We start from the raw sequence: 15,095 nt of genomic DNA, 5'->3' as shown, positions 1-15,095 counted from the left end.
ATGACAAACTATTCCTATATCGGACCCATGGATCGTCTCGTGCACCCCAACCTCAAAGACGTCAGCCTCGCCGCGGCGCTGCATGCGCTCGCCGATCCGGTGCGGCTGGACATCATCGCGCGGCTGGTCGATTGCCCGAGCCTCAACGCCGGCGCCTCCTGTGCCCAGGCCACTCCGAAGAGCACGATCTCCAACCATCTGAACGTGCTGCGCGCCGCCGGGCTGGTCGAGACCAAGGTCGAAGGCCGAGAGCGGATCAATCGGTTGCGCTGCGTGGATTTCGACGCGCGCTTCCCCGGCCTGCTCGCTTCGGTGCTGGCCAATAAAGGCTGAGCTTTGCGGCGCCTATGGGGTTGCGCTGCGATTGCGAAAGGCATAGCCCGCCCCGCAAACACCGTGCCTTTAAGGACTCCCAGGAATGGCCGATTTCCGCCTGCCCAAGAACAGCCGCATCACCAAGGGCAAGGAGCACAAGGCCGACGCGTCGGCAAAGCGCGTCAAGAAGCTCAAAATCTATCGCTACGATCCCGACATCGGCGAGAATCCGCGCTACGACAATTTCGAAGTCGATCTCGACGAATGCGGCCCGATGGTGCTCGACGCGCTGATCAAGATCAAGTCCGAGCAGGACAGCAGCCTGACCTTCCGCCGCTCGTGCCGCGAGGGGATTTGCGGCTCGTGCTCGATGAACATGGACGGCCGCAACGGCCTCGCCTGCACCACCGCGATCGAGGACATCAAGGGCGAGATCCGGATCACGCCGCTGCCGCACATGGACGTGATCAAGGACCTCGTCCCCGATTTCACGCATTTCTATGCGCAGTACAGCTCGATCAAGCCGTGGCTGCAAACCGTGTCGACCACGCCGTCGGGCAAGGAGCGGCTGCAGAGTCCCGAGGACCGCGAGAAGCTCGACGGGCTGTACGAGTGCATCCTGTGCGCCTGCTGCTCGACTTCGTGCCCGAGCTATTGGTGGAACAGCGACAAGTTCCTTGGCCCGGCGATCCTGCTCCAGGCCTATCGCTGGCTTGCCGACAGCCGCGACGAGATGACCGGCGAGCGGCTCGACCAGCTCGAGGATCCGTTCCGCCTCTATCGCTGCCACACGATCATGAACTGCGCCAACGTTTGCCCCAAGGGCCTCAACCCCGCCAAGGCGATCGCCGAGATCAAGAAGCTGGAGGCCGAGCGGGCGCTTTGAGCGACTTCGTCGAGACGCATTTCCGCTACGACGACGATCCCGACCTGCCGGGCTGGAAGCGCTGGCAGATCCTCGACCAGGGGCGCTTCAACAGCTTCATCGGCGCGTTGTCGGTCAAGCGCGATGGCAAGGTCGCGCGGGTGCGGACGAGCTTCGCCCACCAGCATTCGAACCTGCGCGATCATATCCACGGCGGCGCGCTCGCCGGGTTCATCGACATGGCATTGTTCGCCGCGGGGCGCAGCTTCGGCGTGCTCAGCGGGCCGGCCTCGACGCTCGACATGTCGATTCAGTTCATCACCGGCGGCGCGATCGGGGTGCCGACCGAAGCGCATGTCGAGTTGCTCCGTGAGACTGGACGCTTGCTCTTCCTGCGCGGAGTGGTGGTGCAGGACGAGGTGATGGTCGCCAGCTTCCTCGGCACGATCCGCAAGCCCTCGGTCAAATGACCGCCCTCTCCCCGTTCGCCCTGAGGTTGTCGAAGGGCCGCTCTTCTCTTCGCGGGCAAGGAAGAACGGTGCTTCGACAGGCTCAGCACGAACGGATCAAAGGGCGGGCATGACCAAGGTCCTCACGCGTTACCGCGAACTCGTCGCGGCGGGCGAGCTTCGCCTCGATCCCGAGCAGGAAGCCGCCGCCGACCGCCTCGATCAACTCGCCCAGCAGCTCGAAGCCGTTCCCAGGAAGGGCAGCATTCTCTGGCGCGCGCTCGGCCGCCGGCCCGAACCGCCGCGCGGGGTATATCTGTGGGGCGGCGTCGGGCGCGGCAAATCGATGCTGATGGACTTGCTGTTCGACTGCGTCGCGATCCGCCGCAAGCGCCGCGTCCATTTCCACGAATTCATGCTCGAAGTGCATGAGCGCCTCAATGTCGAGCGCCAGAAGAACACCGAGGATCCGCTGGTCGCGGTCGCCGATGCGCTGGCGGATGACATTCGCCTGCTCGCTTTCGACGAGATGGTGGTCAACAACCCCGCCGACGCGATGATTCTGTCGCGGCTGTTCACCGAGATGATGCGTCACGGGCTGAGCGTCGTCGCCACGTCGAACCGTCCGCCGAGCGACCTCTACAAGGACGGGCTCAACCGCGAGCTGTTCCTGCCCTTCATCGCGTTGATCGAGAGCGGCATGGACGTGCTCGCGCTCAACGGCCCGGTCGATTACCGGCTCGATCGCCTCGGCAGCATGGAGACCTGGCTGGTCCCCAACGGCGCGGAGGCGACGGCGCAGCTCTCCGCCGCCTTTTTCCGCCTCACCGACTATCCGGTCGAGGACCGTGCCCGCGTCCCGGCATGCGACTTGCCGGTGCAAGGCGGTCGCCAGATCCACGTCCCCAAATGCGTCAAGGGCGTGGCGGTCTTCTCGTTCAAGCGGCTGTGCGGCGAGGCGCGCGGCGCGCCCGACTATCTCGCGATCGCGCACCGCTTCCACACGATCATCCTCGTCGGCATCCCGCGCCTGGGCCCGGACAACCGCAACGAGGCGGCACGCTTCGTCACTTTGGTCGACGCGCTGTACGAGAACCGAGTCAAACTGCTCGCCGCCGCCGACGCGGAGCCCGACGACCTGTACATCGTCGGCGACGGCGCCTTCGAATTCGAGCGCACCGCCTCGCGGCTCCACGAAATGGCATCCGACGAATATCTGGCCGAGGGGCATGGCGAGCATTGACTTCACCACGTTCGCCCTGAGCTTGTCGAAGGGCCGTTATTTTCTCTACCATGTACGGACGAACAGCACCGCGCTTCGACAAGCTCAGCGCGAACGGGGAGAGAGTGGAACATGATCGCAAGGCTCTTACTAGTGCTCGCGCTGTTCCTAGCCCCGCCCACCTTCGCGCAGCCGGTGCTCACTGCCGCCGACATGCGCCCTTCGCAAAACCTCGACGGCGCCTGGCACTGGTCGGTGGACCCCTTCCGCGACGGCAAGGCCGGCTTCCACGGCGGCGTGCCGGGCGAAAGCAGCCGGCGCTGGGGCGATGTGGTCCAGACCGACGCCATGGAAAAGAACCCGCGCGCGCTCTACGAATTCGACATGCAGCGCTCGCCGGTCGTCCACTTGCCCGGCAGCTGGATCGGCCATGCCGCCGAAATGCGCTATTATCAGGGCCTCGTCTGGTATCAGCGGACCTTCGACGCGCGCAAGCCCGCCCCGGGCACTCGGGTCTTCCTGCGATTCGGCGCTGCCGACTATACCGCGGACGTCTTTCTCAATGGCAAGTCGGTAGGCAGCCATAAGGGCGGCTTCACTCCCTTCGCTTTCGACGTGACCGAACTCCTGCGAGACGGCAGCAACCAGATCACCGTCGGCGTCGATTCGGCCCGCACCGACGACGATGTCCCGCCGCCGGTCACCGATTGGGAAACCTATGGCGGCATCACGCGCTCGATAACCCTGATCACCGTGCCCGAGACCTTCATCGACGATGCGTGGATCCGTCTCGGCCGCGACGGCAACATCCACGTCGACATCCGCCTCTTTGGCAGCCAGGCGGCAAACCGCGACGTCAGCGTCCGCATCCCCGCGCTCGGCCCCGTGCTGAGCGGGCGGACCGATGCCGAAGGACGCTGGAGCGCCAGCATCACCGCCTCGAACCGACTCAAGCGCTGGTCGCCTGAGACGCCCACGCTGTATGACGTCCGGTTCGAGTCTGGTGCGGACGTCCTGCAGGACCGAGTCGGCTTCCGCACGATCGAAACCCGCGGGACGCAGATCCTGCTCAACGGCAAGCCGGTCTTCCTGCGCGGCATTTCGATGCACGAGGAGGAGCTCGGCAAGGATCCGGTCCGCGCGATCACCCCAGCCGCGGCCCGCGCTTTGCTCACCGAGATCAAGCAGGGCCTCAACGGCAATTTCGTCCGCCTCGCGCATTACCCGCACAGCGAAGTGATGACGCGGATGGCCGACGAGCTCGGCCTGCTCGTGTGGAGCGAAGTCCCGGTCTATTGGCGCGTCAACTGGCAGAACCCGGCAACGCTCGCCGACGCGCAGGCCCAGCTCCGCGAGAACATCGTCCGCGACCGCAACCGCGCCTCGATCGTCTTGTGGAGCGTCGCCAACGAGACTCCGGTCGGCGACGCGCGCAACGCCTTCCTGCGCACGTTGATCAACGAGGTTCGTACCCTCGACGACAGCCGGTTGGTCACCGCCGCCTTGCTCAGCAAGCGCGAGGGCAAGGTGATGAGCATCGACGACCCGCTCGTCGCCGATCTCGATGTGATGGCGATCAACACGTATAACGGCTGGTATTCGCAGGACCCGCTCGCCGACCTGCAGGGCTTCGAGTGGCGCTCGCCGACGAACAAGCCGCTGATCTTCTCCGAATTCGGCGCCGACGCGCAGGCAGGCTATCACGACGCCGGTGCGGAGCCGCACAAGTTCAGCGAGGAGTTCCAGGCCGAATATTTCCGCCAGACGCTCGCCATGGCGGCGAAGGTGCCCTTCCTCGCCGGATTGAGCCCGTGGCTGCTCAAGGATTTCCGGTCGCCACGCCGCCAGCATCCGGTATTCCAGCAGGGCTGGAACCGCAAAGGGCTGATCTCGGAAACCGGAGCGCGCAAACAGGCGTTCTCCGTACTCGCGGAGGAATATCGCCGCCGCGCAGGGTCGACGCGCTGATCCGCAAGGGGATGTGCCCGGCTTATTGCACCTGCGAATTAGTCGCAAAGATAATCCGGCGCGCAGGGCATTCGCGGGTTGCGACCCTCCTATTATGGGCCTAAGCCGCCCCCGTTTCAGGGGCGCCACAGCCGCGCCTCGCGGTTGCTCGACTAGGCTCAGGAGATTCCATGGCTCGCAAGAAGATCGCGCTGATCGGCGCCGGTAACATCGGCGGCACGCTCGCGCACCTCGCGGCACTCAAGGGCCTCGGCGACATCGTCCTGTTCGACGTGGTCGAGGGCGTGCCCCAGGGCAAGGCGCTCGACCTGTCGCAGTGCGGCCCGGTCGAAGGCTTCGACGCCAGGATCACCGGCACCAACGACTATGCCGATATCGCCGGTGCCGACGTGATCATCGTCACCGCCGGCGTCGCCCGCAAGCCGGGCATGAGCCGCGACGACCTGCTCGGCATCAATCTGAAGGTGATGAAGGCCGTCGGCGAAGGCATTGCCGCCAACGCTCCCGACGCCTTCGTGATCTGTATCACCAACCCCCTCGACGCGATGGTCTGGGCGCTGCGCGAATTCTCGGGGCTGCCGCACCACAAGGTCGTCGGCATGGCCGGCGTGCTGGACTCGGCGCGGTTCAGCCACTTCCTCGCCGAGGAATTCAAGGTCTCGGTCAAGGACGTCACTAGCTTCGTGCTTGGCGGCCACGGCGACACGATGGTTCCGGTGATCGAATATTCCACCGTCTCGGGCATCCCCGTCCCCGATCTGATCGAAATGGGTTTCTCGACCCAGCAGCGCATCGACGAAATCGTCAAGCGCACGCGCGGCGGCGGCGGCGAGATCGTCGCCTTGCTCAAGACCGGCTCGGCCTTCTACGCACCGGCCACGTCCGGCATCGCTATGGCGGAGAGCTATCTCTACGACCAGAAGCGCGTCCTTCCCGCTGCGGCGCATTTGACCGGGCAGTACGGTATCGACGACCTCTATGTCGGTGTGCCGGTGATCATCGGCGCGGGCGGCGTCGAGAAAATCGTCGAGATCAAGCTGGGCGACGAAGCCAAGACCAACCTCACGGTCTCGGTCGACGCGGTCAAGGAATTGCTGGTGGCGTGCAAGGAGATCGATAGCTCGCTGGGCTGACTCGTTCCCCTGCGAAGGCAGGGGTCCAGACTGGGAAGGTGAAACGATACGTTGGAGAAGCCCGGCTACGTCTACATCATGGCGAGCCATCGCAACGGAACGATCTATATCGGCGCGACGAGCGATCTGCCTGCGAGGGCGCACCAGCACCGCAACGGTCTGATCGAGTCTTCACCAAGGAATATGGCTGCAAGTTGCTCGTCTGGTACCAGGGCCACGATATGATCGACGGTGCCAGAGCCCGCGAATGCAGATGAAGAAGCGGAAGCGGCTGTGGAAGCTGCGCGAGATTGAAACGATGAATCCGGACTGGGACGATCTGTTCGAGTCTTTGTTTTAGGATCTGGGCCCCTGCCTTCGCAGGGGAACAAGGAAAGTATCAGGAGCCGGAATGAGCATCCTCGTCGACAAGAACACCAAGGTCATCACCCAGGGCATGACCGGGGAGACCGGCAGCTTCCACACCAAGGCGGCGCTCGAATACGGCACCCAGATGGTCGGCGGCGTCACCCCCGGCAAGGGCGGCACCGAGCATCTCGGGCTCCCCGTCTACAACACCGTCGCCGAGGCCAAGGCGATGACCGGCGCCACGGCGAGCGTTATCTACGTGCCGCCCCCCTTCGCCGCGGACTCGATCCTCGAGGCGATCGACGCCGAGATCCCGCTGATCGTCACGATCACCGAGGGCATTCCGGTGCTCGACATGGTCAAGGTCAAGCGCGCGCTGTCGGGCTCGAAGTCGCGGCTGATCGGGCCGAACTGCCCCGGCGTGCTCACCCCCGGCCAGTGCAAGATCGGCATCATGCCCGGCAGCATCTTCTCGCAGGGTTCGGTCGGCGTCGTCTCGCGCTCGGGCACGCTGACCTATGAGGCGGTGTTCCAGACCACCAATGCCGGGCTCGGCCAGACCACTGCGGTCGGCATCGGCGGCGATCCGGTTAACGGCACCAACTTCATCGACGTGCTCGAATTGTTCCTCGCCGACGAGGCGACTCAGTCGATCATCATGATCGGCGAGATCGGCGGCGACGCCGAGGAGCAGGCGGCGCAGTTCCTGATCGACGAGGCCAAGCGCGGCCGCAAGAAGCCGATGGCTGGCTTCATCGCAGGCCGCACCGCGCCTCCGGGCCGCCGCATGGGCCATGCCGGTGCGATCGTCTCGGGCGGCAAGGGCGACGCCGAGAGCAAGATCGCGGCGATGGAAGCCGCCGGGATCCGCGTCTCGCCCAGCCCGTCCGAGCTCGGCTCGACGCTGGTCGAAGTGCTCAAGGGGTAAATTGCTGCGCTCGCATCCTATATGAGGATGTGAGCGCTACCACGGAACGGAATTGACCATGGGCTATGAGGGCCTCGACTTCGACGACATCGCCGGCGGCGTGAGCCCCGCCTTCGTCGAGACATTGTACCGCCGCTACAAGACCGACCCGAACGCGATCGAGCCGGGCTGGCGGCAATGGTTCGAAGGCCTCGACAACACCGCGCAGGGCCCGAGCTGGGCCAATCCGCGCTGGCCGCTCACCGATACCGACGCGCTCACCGCGGGGCTCGACCCGACCCAGATGGAGCCCGCGCCGAAGCCCGCCAAAGGCGCTGCGCCCGCCGCCAAGGCCGCTCCGGCGACTTCCGAAGCCGATATCGTCAAGGCCGCCGGCGATTCGATCCGCGCGATGCTGCTGATCCGCACCTACCGCGTGCGCGGCCATCTCGCCGCCAATCTCGATCCGCTCGGCCTCGCCCGGCAGAATCTGCCCGCCGACATGACGCCCGAATATCACGGCTTCACTGCCGCCGATATCGATCGCCCGATCTATCTCGGCGGCGTGCTCGGCCTCGAGAAGGCGACCGTCCGCGAGATCGTCGACATCCTCCAGGCCAATTATTGCGGCAATGTCGGCCTCGAATATATGCACATCGCCGATGTCGAGGAGCGCCGCTTCCTCCAGGAGCGGATGGAGGGCAAGGACAAGGCCATCCAGTTCACTCCCGACGGCAAGAAGGCCATCCTTTCGAAGGTGATCGAAGCCGAGCAATGGGAGAAATTCCTCGGCAAGAAATATGTCGGCACCAAGCGCTTCGGGCTCGATGGTGGCGAATCGATGATCCCCGCGATGGAATCGATCATCAAATATGGCGGCGCGATGGGCGTGCGCGAGATCGTGTACGGCATGGCGCATCGCGGCCGGCTCAACATGCTCGCCAACGTGATGTCCAAGCCGTTCCGGGTGATCTTCCACGAATTCGGCGGCGGCTCGTCCAACCCCGATGACGTCGCCGGTTCGGGCGACGTGAAATACCATCTCGGCACGTCGACCGATCGCGAGTTCGACGGGATCAGCGTCCATATGTCGCTGGTCGCCAACCCTTCGCACCTCGAGGCCGCCGACCCCGTCGTCCTCGGCAAGTCGCGCGCGCTGCAGACGCTGCGCGGCGATCTCGCCGAGCATGAGCAGGTCCTCCCGGTCCTCATCCATGGCGACGCGGCCTTTGCCGGCCAGGGCATCGTCTGGGAATGCCTCGGATTCTCGGGAATCCGCGGCTACAATACCGGCGGCTGCATCCACTTCATCATCAACAACCAGATCGGCTTCACGACGAGCCCGCAATTCGCGCGCTCCTCGCCATACCCGTCGGACGTCGCCAAGGGCGTCCAGGCGCCGATCCTCCACGTCAACGGCGACGATCCCGAGGCGGTGACCTTCGCGACCAAGGTCGCGATCGAGTTCCGCCAGCAGTTCAAGCGCGACGTCGTGATCGACATGTGGTGCTATCGCCGCTTCGGCCATAATGAAGGCGACGAGCCCTCGTTTACCCAGCCGCTGATGTACGCCAAGATCAAGGGCCATCCGGGCGTGGCCGACATCTACGCCAAGCGTTTGATCGGCGAAAATGTGGTCGATCAGGGCTTTGTCGACGAGAAGACCCACCAGTTCACCACTTTGCTCGAAGGCGAATTCGAGGCGGGCAAGTCGTACCTTCCCAACAAGGCCGACTGGTTCGCCGGCCGCTGGTCGGGCCTCGGCGCGCCTGCCGATGCCGAGACTGCGCGGCGCAGTGTCGACACCGGCATCGAGAAGAAATTGTTCGACAGCCTCGGCCGCACGCTGACCGAAGTCCCCGCCGATCTCGAAATCCACAAGACGCTGGGCCGCGTGCTCGACGCCAAGCGCGAGATGTTCAAGTCGGGCGCGAATTTCGACTGGGCGACCGGCGAAGCGCTGGCGTTCGGTGCGCTGCTTTCCGAGGGCTTCGGCGTGCGCCTGTCGGGGCAGGATTCGGGCCGCGGCACGTTCAGCCAGCGCCACGCGGTGTGGGTCGATCAGAAGACCGAAGCCAAATACGTGCCGCTCCAGACCATCCCGCACGGCCATTTCGAAGTGCTCGACAGCCCGCTTTCCGAATATGGCGTGCTTGGCTTCGAATACGGCTATGCCTCGGCCGATCCCAAAGCGCTCGTGTTGTGGGAGGCGCAGTTCGGCGATTTCGTCAACGGCGCGCAGATCATGATCGATCAGTTCATCGCGGCGGGCGAAGCCAAGTGGCTGCGCGCCAACGGCCTCGTCATGCTGCTGCCGCACGGCTATGAAGGCCAGGGCCCCGAGCACAGCTCGGCACGCCCCGAGCGCTTCCTCCAGCTCTGCGCACAGGACAATATGCAGGTGGTCAACATCACCACCCCGGCGAATTACTTCCACTTGCTGCGCCGCCAGATGCACCGCAATTTCCGTAAACCCCTGGTGCAGATGACGCCGAAATCGCTGCTCCGCCACAAGATGGCGGTGTCGAAAACGGAGGATTTCCTCGGCGATACGCATTTCCAGCGCATCCTGTCGGATCCCTCGGCCCCGGCGGATCTGGATGTGAAGCGCCTCGTTTTGTGCACCGGCAAGGTCGCCTACGACCTGATCGAGGCGCGCGACGCGGCGGACGATCAGAACACTGCGATCGTCCGCATCGAGCAACTCTATCCCTTCCCAGGCGAGCCGCTCACCGCGCGCCTCAAGCGCATGACCAACCTGGAAGAGGTGGTTTGGGCGCAGGAAGAGCCGAAGAACAACGGCTATTGGTTCTTCGTCGAGCCGTTCATCGAGCAATGCCTGATCGACGCCGGTGTCAGGCCGCAGCGTCCGCGTTATGCGGGCCGTGCCGCGGCGGCTTCACCCGCCACCGGCCTGATGAAGCGCCACACCGCCGAGCAGGGGGCGCTCGTCGCCGAAGCGCTCGGCCACAATGTCCGCGAAGAGATTCGGCGGACGCGGAAGTCGTAAGGGATTGTTCCCCGGCGAAGGCCGGGGCCCAGTCGCGACGATAGATGTAACTACGCGCAACGCTCTCCAATGAACGTTGCGTAACTGGGCCCCGGCCTTCGTCGGGGAACAAGAAGGAAAAAAGATGGCTGATGTCAAAGTGCCCGTGCTGGGCGAGTCCATCACGGAGGCGACCTTGGGCGAATGGCTCAAGAATCCGGGCGATCCGGTCAAGCTCGACGAGCCGATCGCCAGCCTCGAGACCGACAAGGTCTCGGTCGAGGTCCCCTCGCCCGTCGCGGGCGTGATGGGTGACCAGTTGGTCAAGGTCGGCGACACCGTGGCGGTCGGCGCAGTGATCGCGACCATAGGCGAAGGTGGCGGCGCCGCTGCTGCACCTGCCACGCCTGCGCCTGCTCCCGCCGCTCCCGCCGTCGCGACCGGCGAGCAGACCGGCCCGGGCGAGCAGGTCCGCGAGCGCGGTGCCGACGCCGCCGCGCTCTCGCCGTCGGTGCGCCGCGCGGTGCTCGAGACCGGCGTCGACCCCTCGACGGTGCAGGGCACCGGTCGCGATGGCCGGCTGACCAAGGACGATGTCGTCGCCGCCGCGGCCGCCAAGCCCGCGGCCGCTCCGGCAGCAGCACCGATCCCCGCGCCTGCAGCCCCGGCTTCCGGCGGCCGCAAGGAAGAGCGTGTCCGCATGACGCGCCTGCGCCAGACCGTCGCCAAGCGTCTCAAGGAAGCACAGAACACCGCGGCGATCCTCACGACGTTCAACGACGTCGACATGACCGAAGTCGTCGCCGCGCGGACCAAGTACAAGGATCTGTTCGAGAAGAAGCACGGCGTGCGGCTCGGCTTCATGGGGTTCTTCGTGAAGGCCGCGGTCCAGGCGCTGCGCGACATCCCTTCGGTCAATGCGTCGATCGAAGGCGAAGAGATCGTCTATCACGATTATGCCGACATCTCGGTCGCGGTCTCCGCGCCGCAGGGTCTGGTCGTCCCGGTGATCCGCGATGCGCAGGACCTGTCGGTCGCCGGCATCGAGAAGACGATCGGCGATTTCGGCAAGCGCGCCAAGGAAGGTACGCTCAAGATGGAAGAGATGAAGGGCGGCACCTTCACCATCTCCAACGGCGGCGTGTTCGGCTCGCTGATGTCGACCCCGATCATCAACCCGCCGCAATCGGCAGTGCTCGGCCTCCACCGCATCGAGGACCGCCCGGTGGTCCGCGACGGCCAGATCGTCATCCGCCCGATGATGTATCTGGCGCTGTCGTATGATCACCGCCTGGTCGACGGCCGCGAGGCAGTGACCTTCCTCGTCGCGCTCAAGAACGCGATCGAGGATCCGACGCGGCTGCTGATCGACCTGTGAGCTCGATATAGGCACTGTTCGCAGGCGAAAGCCGGGGCCCAGTTGCCTCGAAATTTGTAAAGGCGCGAGACGCTCACCAAATCCGTCTCGATACTGGGCCCCGGCCTGCGCCGGGGAACGAGGAAGAGAAGAAAATGGCTGAATACGACTTCGACGTCCTCGTGATCGGCTCCGGCCCGGGCGGCTATGTCGCCGCGATCCGCGCCGCGCAGCTCGGCCTGCGCACCGGCTGCGTCGAGAGCCGCGAGACGCTGGGAGGGACGTGCCTCAACGTCGGCTGCATCCCGTCCAAGACTTTGCTCAACGCCTCCGAGAAATTCTACGAGGCCGCCTCGGGCGCGCTCGCCAAGCACGGCGTCAAGCTCGGCAGCGTCGAGCTCGATTTGCCGGCGATGATGGCGGACAAGGACAAGGCCGTGACCGGCCTGACCGGCGGCATCGAATTCCTGTTCAAGAAGAACAAGGTCGAATGGGTGAAGGGCCTCGGCACCTTCGTCGACCCGCACACCGTCCAGGTCGGCGACCGCACGGTCACCGCCAAGGACATCGTCATCGCCACCGGTTCGTCGGTCACCCCGCTTCCCGGCGTCGAGATCGATCAGAAGGTCGTCGTGGACTCGACCGGCGCGATCGCACTGGAGAAGGTCCCGGAGCATCTCGTCGTGATCGGCGGCGGCGTGATCGGGCTCGAGCTCGGCTCGGTCTGGCAGCGCCTCGGCGCGAAGGTCACCGTGGTCGAGTTCCTCGACCAGTTGCTCCCCGGCATGGATGGCGAGGTCCGCAAGGAAGCCGCAAAGATCTTCAAGAAACAGGGCATGGAGATCAGGCTCTCGACCAAGGTCACCGGCGTTGCGGTCAACGGCGAAAAGGCGACCGTGACGGTCGAGCCCGCCGCGGGCGGCACTCCCGAGACGATCGAAGCCGATGCCGTGCTCGTCTCGATCGGCCGCAAGCCCAATACCGACGGGCTCGGCCTCGACAAGATCGGCCTCGCTACCAACCAGCGCGGCCAGATCGAGACCGACCACAGCTTCCGCACGGCAGTCGCCGGCGTCTGGGCGATCGGCGACGTCATCCCCGGCCCGATGCTCGCGCACAAGGCCGAGGACGAAGGCATCGCCGTCGCCGAGAACATCGCCGGGCTCACCGGAATCGTGAACCACGATGTGATCCCGTCGGTGGTCTACACCCATCCCGAGATCGCCGGGGTCGGCCTCACCGAGGAGCAGGCGCGCGAGAAGGGCGAGGTCAAGATCGGCAAGTTCCCGATGGCAGGCAACAGCCGCGCCAAGGCGATCGACGATACCGTCGGCTGGGTGAAGGTGATCGCCGACGCCAAGACCGATCGCGTGCTCGGCGCGTGGATCATCACCGCGCCCGCCGGCACGATGATCGCGCAGGTCGCCCAGGCGATGGAGTTTGGCGCGACCAGTGAAGACATCGCTTATACCTGCCACGCCCACCCCACGCACAGTGAGGCGATCAAGGAAGCCGCGATGGGCGTTCTCGGCAAGCCGATCCACATCTGATGCAGTTCGGCGCGGCGCTGCTCTGGCTCGCCGCGCCGTTCGCGCCTGCGCTGCAGGACGCGACGATCGCGGTCCCGTCCGGCGATGCCGAAATGGCGGCGGCGATCGCCAAGGCGCGCGGCGGACTCCCGGTCTTTTTCGGCCACGCTACTGCGCCCGGCCCGGACGAGGGCGGGTACATGATCAAATATGACCTGCTCCCCGGCGCACCCGCCGAATTCATCTGGGCCGAAGTGATTTCGCACAAGGGCGACGTGACGATCGCCCGCTTGCTCAACGCGCCGCGCTCGGCGGGTTTCACGCGGGGCCTGCAAGTCAGCGTGCGCGACAATCAGGTGATCGACTGGGCATATTGGCATGCCGGAACGCTGGTCGGCGGCGCGACGATGCGCGTGCTGATCGCAAGGATGCCTGCCGCGGAAGCGCGCGCGATGCTCGACAGGTTCGGCTGGTAAGCCACCAGCCTGTTCCCGGCGAAAGCCGGGGCCCAGGCTCGGCGTCCGGTGGCTAGCGCTGATATGCTGCGGCGAGGACGCTGCAACTGGGCCCGGGCCTTCGCCGGGGAACAGGTTAGTCAGCCGGTTGGACGGGCGCTTTGACACCGGTCAGCCGCGCAATTGCCACGGTCAGCGCCGCGGCGATCAGCGCCGCCAGCCACAATGCGTCCCATCCCCACCGCAGCTGGCTCGCCGCGCCCGATACCGCGCCGGCGAGGAAGCCTAGCCAAAGCGCCAGATATGGTACCCAGCCCCATCGATCGCGGTCGCCCATCAGCGCGCCACCGAGCTTCTGCCCGATCCGCACCAGCGATCCGGTCATGTAGGTCAACCCGATCGTCACTTCGCCGTCGCGGTGGAAAACCCCATTCTCGGTGCCCATCGCGGCGGCAAGCAGCACCAGCACCAGCGGCCCCGGCATCAGCGTGGCGACGATCGCCGCGAGGGTCAGCAACCCGGTCACCACCGTCATCACGGCAACCTTGTGGCGATGCCCCGCTGCACGGACGAGCACGCTCGATACGATCACGCCACCGACGAAGCTGAGGATCAGCCCTCCCGCCGTCGCCGCGACATCACCGATGCCCTGACCTAGCCCGACAGCGAGCCGAGTCGAATTGCCGCTCATGAACGACGCGAAGAAGCCGCCAAGGCTGGTGAAAGCGAGTGCGTCGACAAAGCCGGCCAGTGCCGCGAGGCACACGGCGACGGCGATCAACGGCGATTCAGTCCGTTCCATGCTCGCCTAATGCCGCAGCGCATCGCACACCGCTACCCCGCGTTTGACCTGTTCGCGCCGACAGGAGACAAGGCCGTCATGCAATCCCAGGTCGCCGCCCAGATCGGCCCGATCCTTCCCGTGCTCGACCTGTTCGGCATCGCGGTGTTCGCCGCGACCGGCGCGCTTTCCGCGACGCGCCGCGCGCAGACCTTTGTCACCGTGGCGTTCTTCGCGCTGATCACCGGCGTCGGCGGCGGCACGGTGCGCGACCTGCTGATCGGCGCGCCGGTATTCTGGGTGCATGACGCGACCTTCGCGACATTGATCCTGGCGGTGGCGACGGCAGTCTGGCTCACGCCCCAACGCTGGTGGAGCGACCATACCTTCGACTGGCTCGATGCGCTGGGCCTCGCCGCCTACGCCGCGTTCGGTGCCGCCAAGGCGCTCGGCTATGGCATTCCGCCCGTCCCCGCCGCACTGATGGGGGTACTGACGGCCTGTCTCGGTGGGATCATCCGCGACGTATTGGTCGGCGAGCCGTCGATCCTGATGCGCCCAGAGCTGTACGTCACTGCCGCCGCGCTCGCCTCCGCGGTCTATGTCGGGCTCAGCCTCGCCGGCCTGACGCCACTCGCCGCCGGCCTGATCGCCGCCGCCGCCGGTTTCGCGCTCAGGGCCGCGGCGATCGTGTGGAAGCTGCACCTGCCGGCGTATCGCGGCGGGCGCTAGGCTGTATCGACATGCAGCTTAGAAACCCCTCTCCTTGCTAGGGGA

General features: G+C 65.6%; 13 protein-coding genes and 1 pseudogene. 13 read left to right on the top strand and 1 reads right to left on the bottom strand.

Annotated elements, in window-relative coordinates; all coding sequences use genetic code 11:
• From E5A73_RS06210 to E5A73_RS06155, 12 genes and pseudogenes are all read left to right on the top strand, one after another.
• Positions 1-333 (top strand): ArsR/SmtB family transcription factor, encoded by a 333-nt coding sequence (locus tag E5A73_RS06210; protein ID WP_240700054.1) that lies wholly within the window; start codon positions 1-3, stop codon positions 331-333.
• Positions 334-418: 85 nt separating this feature from the next.
• Complete coding sequence (locus E5A73_RS06205; RefSeq protein WP_135962921.1) at positions 419-1,201, top strand: succinate dehydrogenase iron-sulfur subunit; 783 nt, start codon at positions 419-421, stop codon at positions 1,199-1,201.
• Positions 1,198-1,650: a PaaI family thioesterase gene (locus E5A73_RS06200; RefSeq protein WP_135962920.1), complete on the top strand. Its 453-nt coding sequence runs from the start codon at positions 1,198-1,200 to the stop codon at positions 1,648-1,650. The genes E5A73_RS06205 and E5A73_RS06200 overlap by 4 nt, the downstream gene beginning before the upstream one ends.
• A 109-nt stretch (positions 1,651-1,759) precedes the next feature.
• Positions 1,760-2,872, top strand: a complete 1,113-nt coding sequence (gene zapE, locus E5A73_RS06195) for a cell division protein ZapE (RefSeq protein ID WP_135962919.1) — start codon at positions 1,760-1,762, stop codon at positions 2,870-2,872.
• 111 nt (positions 2,873-2,983) lie between these two features.
• A complete protein-coding gene (locus E5A73_RS06190; protein ID WP_135962918.1) occupies positions 2,984-4,819 on the top strand; it encodes a glycoside hydrolase family 2 protein in 1,836 nt (611 codons plus the stop codon).
• 170 nt (positions 4,820-4,989) lie between these two features.
• On the top strand, positions 4,990-5,952 hold the full coding sequence (gene mdh / locus E5A73_RS06185) for a malate dehydrogenase (protein ID WP_135962917.1): 963 nt from the start codon (positions 4,990-4,992) through the stop codon (positions 5,950-5,952).
• Between the two features lie 51 nt (positions 5,953-6,003).
• Positions 6,004-6,292 (top strand): annotated as a pseudogene (locus E5A73_RS06180) (GIY-YIG nuclease family protein).
• 51 nt (positions 6,293-6,343) lie between these two features.
• Positions 6,344-7,228 (top strand): succinate--CoA ligase subunit alpha, encoded by an 885-nt coding sequence (gene sucD / locus E5A73_RS06175; protein ID WP_135962916.1) that lies wholly within the window; start codon positions 6,344-6,346, stop codon positions 7,226-7,228.
• A 58-nt stretch (positions 7,229-7,286) separates the two neighbouring features.
• A complete protein-coding gene (locus E5A73_RS06170; RefSeq protein WP_168355835.1) occupies positions 7,287-10,217 on the top strand; it encodes a 2-oxoglutarate dehydrogenase E1 component in 2,931 nt (976 codons plus the stop codon).
• Positions 10,218-10,341: 124 nt separating this feature from the next.
• Positions 10,342-11,574 (top strand): 2-oxoglutarate dehydrogenase complex dihydrolipoyllysine-residue succinyltransferase, encoded by a 1,233-nt coding sequence (gene odhB, locus E5A73_RS06165; protein ID WP_135962914.1) that lies wholly within the window; start codon positions 10,342-10,344, stop codon positions 11,572-11,574.
• Positions 11,575-11,708: 134 nt separating this feature from the next.
• Positions 11,709-13,103 carry a dihydrolipoyl dehydrogenase gene (gene lpdA, locus E5A73_RS06160; RefSeq protein ID WP_135962913.1) on the top strand — a complete coding sequence of 465 codons (1,395 nt, stop codon included), beginning with the start codon at positions 11,709-11,711 and terminating at the stop codon, positions 13,101-13,103.
• A complete protein-coding gene (locus tag E5A73_RS06155) occupies positions 13,103-13,558 on the top strand; it encodes a DUF2314 domain-containing protein (RefSeq protein WP_135962912.1) in 456 nt (151 codons plus the stop codon). Before lpdA ends, E5A73_RS06155 begins: the two co-directional genes overlap by 1 nt.
• Before the next feature lie 115 nt (positions 13,559-13,673).
• On the opposite strand, the gene E5A73_RS06150 is transcribed toward E5A73_RS06155, so the two are convergent.
• On the bottom strand, positions 13,674-14,339 hold the full coding sequence (locus tag E5A73_RS06150) for a YoaK family protein (protein WP_135962911.1): 666 nt from the start codon (positions 14,337-14,339) through the stop codon (positions 13,674-13,676).
• A gap of 78 nt (positions 14,340-14,417) precedes the next feature.
• Between E5A73_RS06150 and E5A73_RS06145 the strand changes: the two genes are divergently transcribed.
• Positions 14,418-15,050 carry a trimeric intracellular cation channel family protein gene (locus E5A73_RS06145; protein ID WP_135962910.1) on the top strand — a complete coding sequence of 211 codons (633 nt, stop codon included), beginning with the start codon at positions 14,418-14,420 and terminating at the stop codon, positions 15,048-15,050.
• Positions 15,051-15,095 lie beyond the last annotated feature (45 nt).

The sequence above is a fragment of the Sphingomonas gei genome (assembly GCF_004792685.1).
GTDB classification, from domain to species: Bacteria; Pseudomonadota; Alphaproteobacteria; order Sphingomonadales; family Sphingomonadaceae; genus Sphingomonas; species Sphingomonas gei.
Note: the sequence above shows the minus strand (reverse complement) of the source record. Positions and strands in the feature narration are given on the sequence as shown.

Excerpts from the sequence above, each read along its gene's own strand:
- E5A73_RS06210 (WP_240700054.1), top strand. The coding sequence starts at position 1 with ATGACAAACTATTCCTATATCGGACCCATGGATCGTCTCGTGCACCCC.
- E5A73_RS06205 (WP_135962921.1), top strand. The coding sequence starts at position 419 with ATGGCCGATTTCCGCCTGCCCAAGAACAGCCGCATCACCAAGGGCAAG.
- zapE (WP_135962919.1), top strand. The coding sequence starts at position 1,760 with ATGACCAAGGTCCTCACGCGTTACCGCGAACTCGTCGCGGCGGGCGAG.
- E5A73_RS06190 (WP_135962918.1), top strand. The coding sequence starts at position 2,984 with ATGATCGCAAGGCTCTTACTAGTGCTCGCGCTGTTCCTAGCCCCGCCC.
- mdh (WP_135962917.1), top strand. The coding sequence starts at position 4,990 with ATGGCTCGCAAGAAGATCGCGCTGATCGGCGCCGGTAACATCGGCGGC.
- sucD (WP_135962916.1), top strand. The coding sequence starts at position 6,344 with ATGAGCATCCTCGTCGACAAGAACACCAAGGTCATCACCCAGGGCATG.
- E5A73_RS06170 (WP_168355835.1), top strand. The coding sequence starts at position 7,287 with ATGGGCTATGAGGGCCTCGACTTCGACGACATCGCCGGCGGCGTGAGC.
- odhB (WP_135962914.1), top strand. The coding sequence starts at position 10,342 with ATGGCTGATGTCAAAGTGCCCGTGCTGGGCGAGTCCATCACGGAGGCG.
- lpdA (WP_135962913.1), top strand. The coding sequence starts at position 11,709 with ATGGCTGAATACGACTTCGACGTCCTCGTGATCGGCTCCGGCCCGGGC.
- E5A73_RS06155 (WP_135962912.1), top strand. The coding sequence starts at position 13,103 with ATGCAGTTCGGCGCGGCGCTGCTCTGGCTCGCCGCGCCGTTCGCGCCT.
- E5A73_RS06150 (WP_135962911.1), bottom strand. The coding sequence starts at position 14,339 with ATGGAACGGACTGAATCGCCGTTGATCGCCGTCGCCGTGTGCCTCGCG.
- E5A73_RS06145 (WP_135962910.1), top strand. The coding sequence starts at position 14,418 with ATGCAATCCCAGGTCGCCGCCCAGATCGGCCCGATCCTTCCCGTGCTC.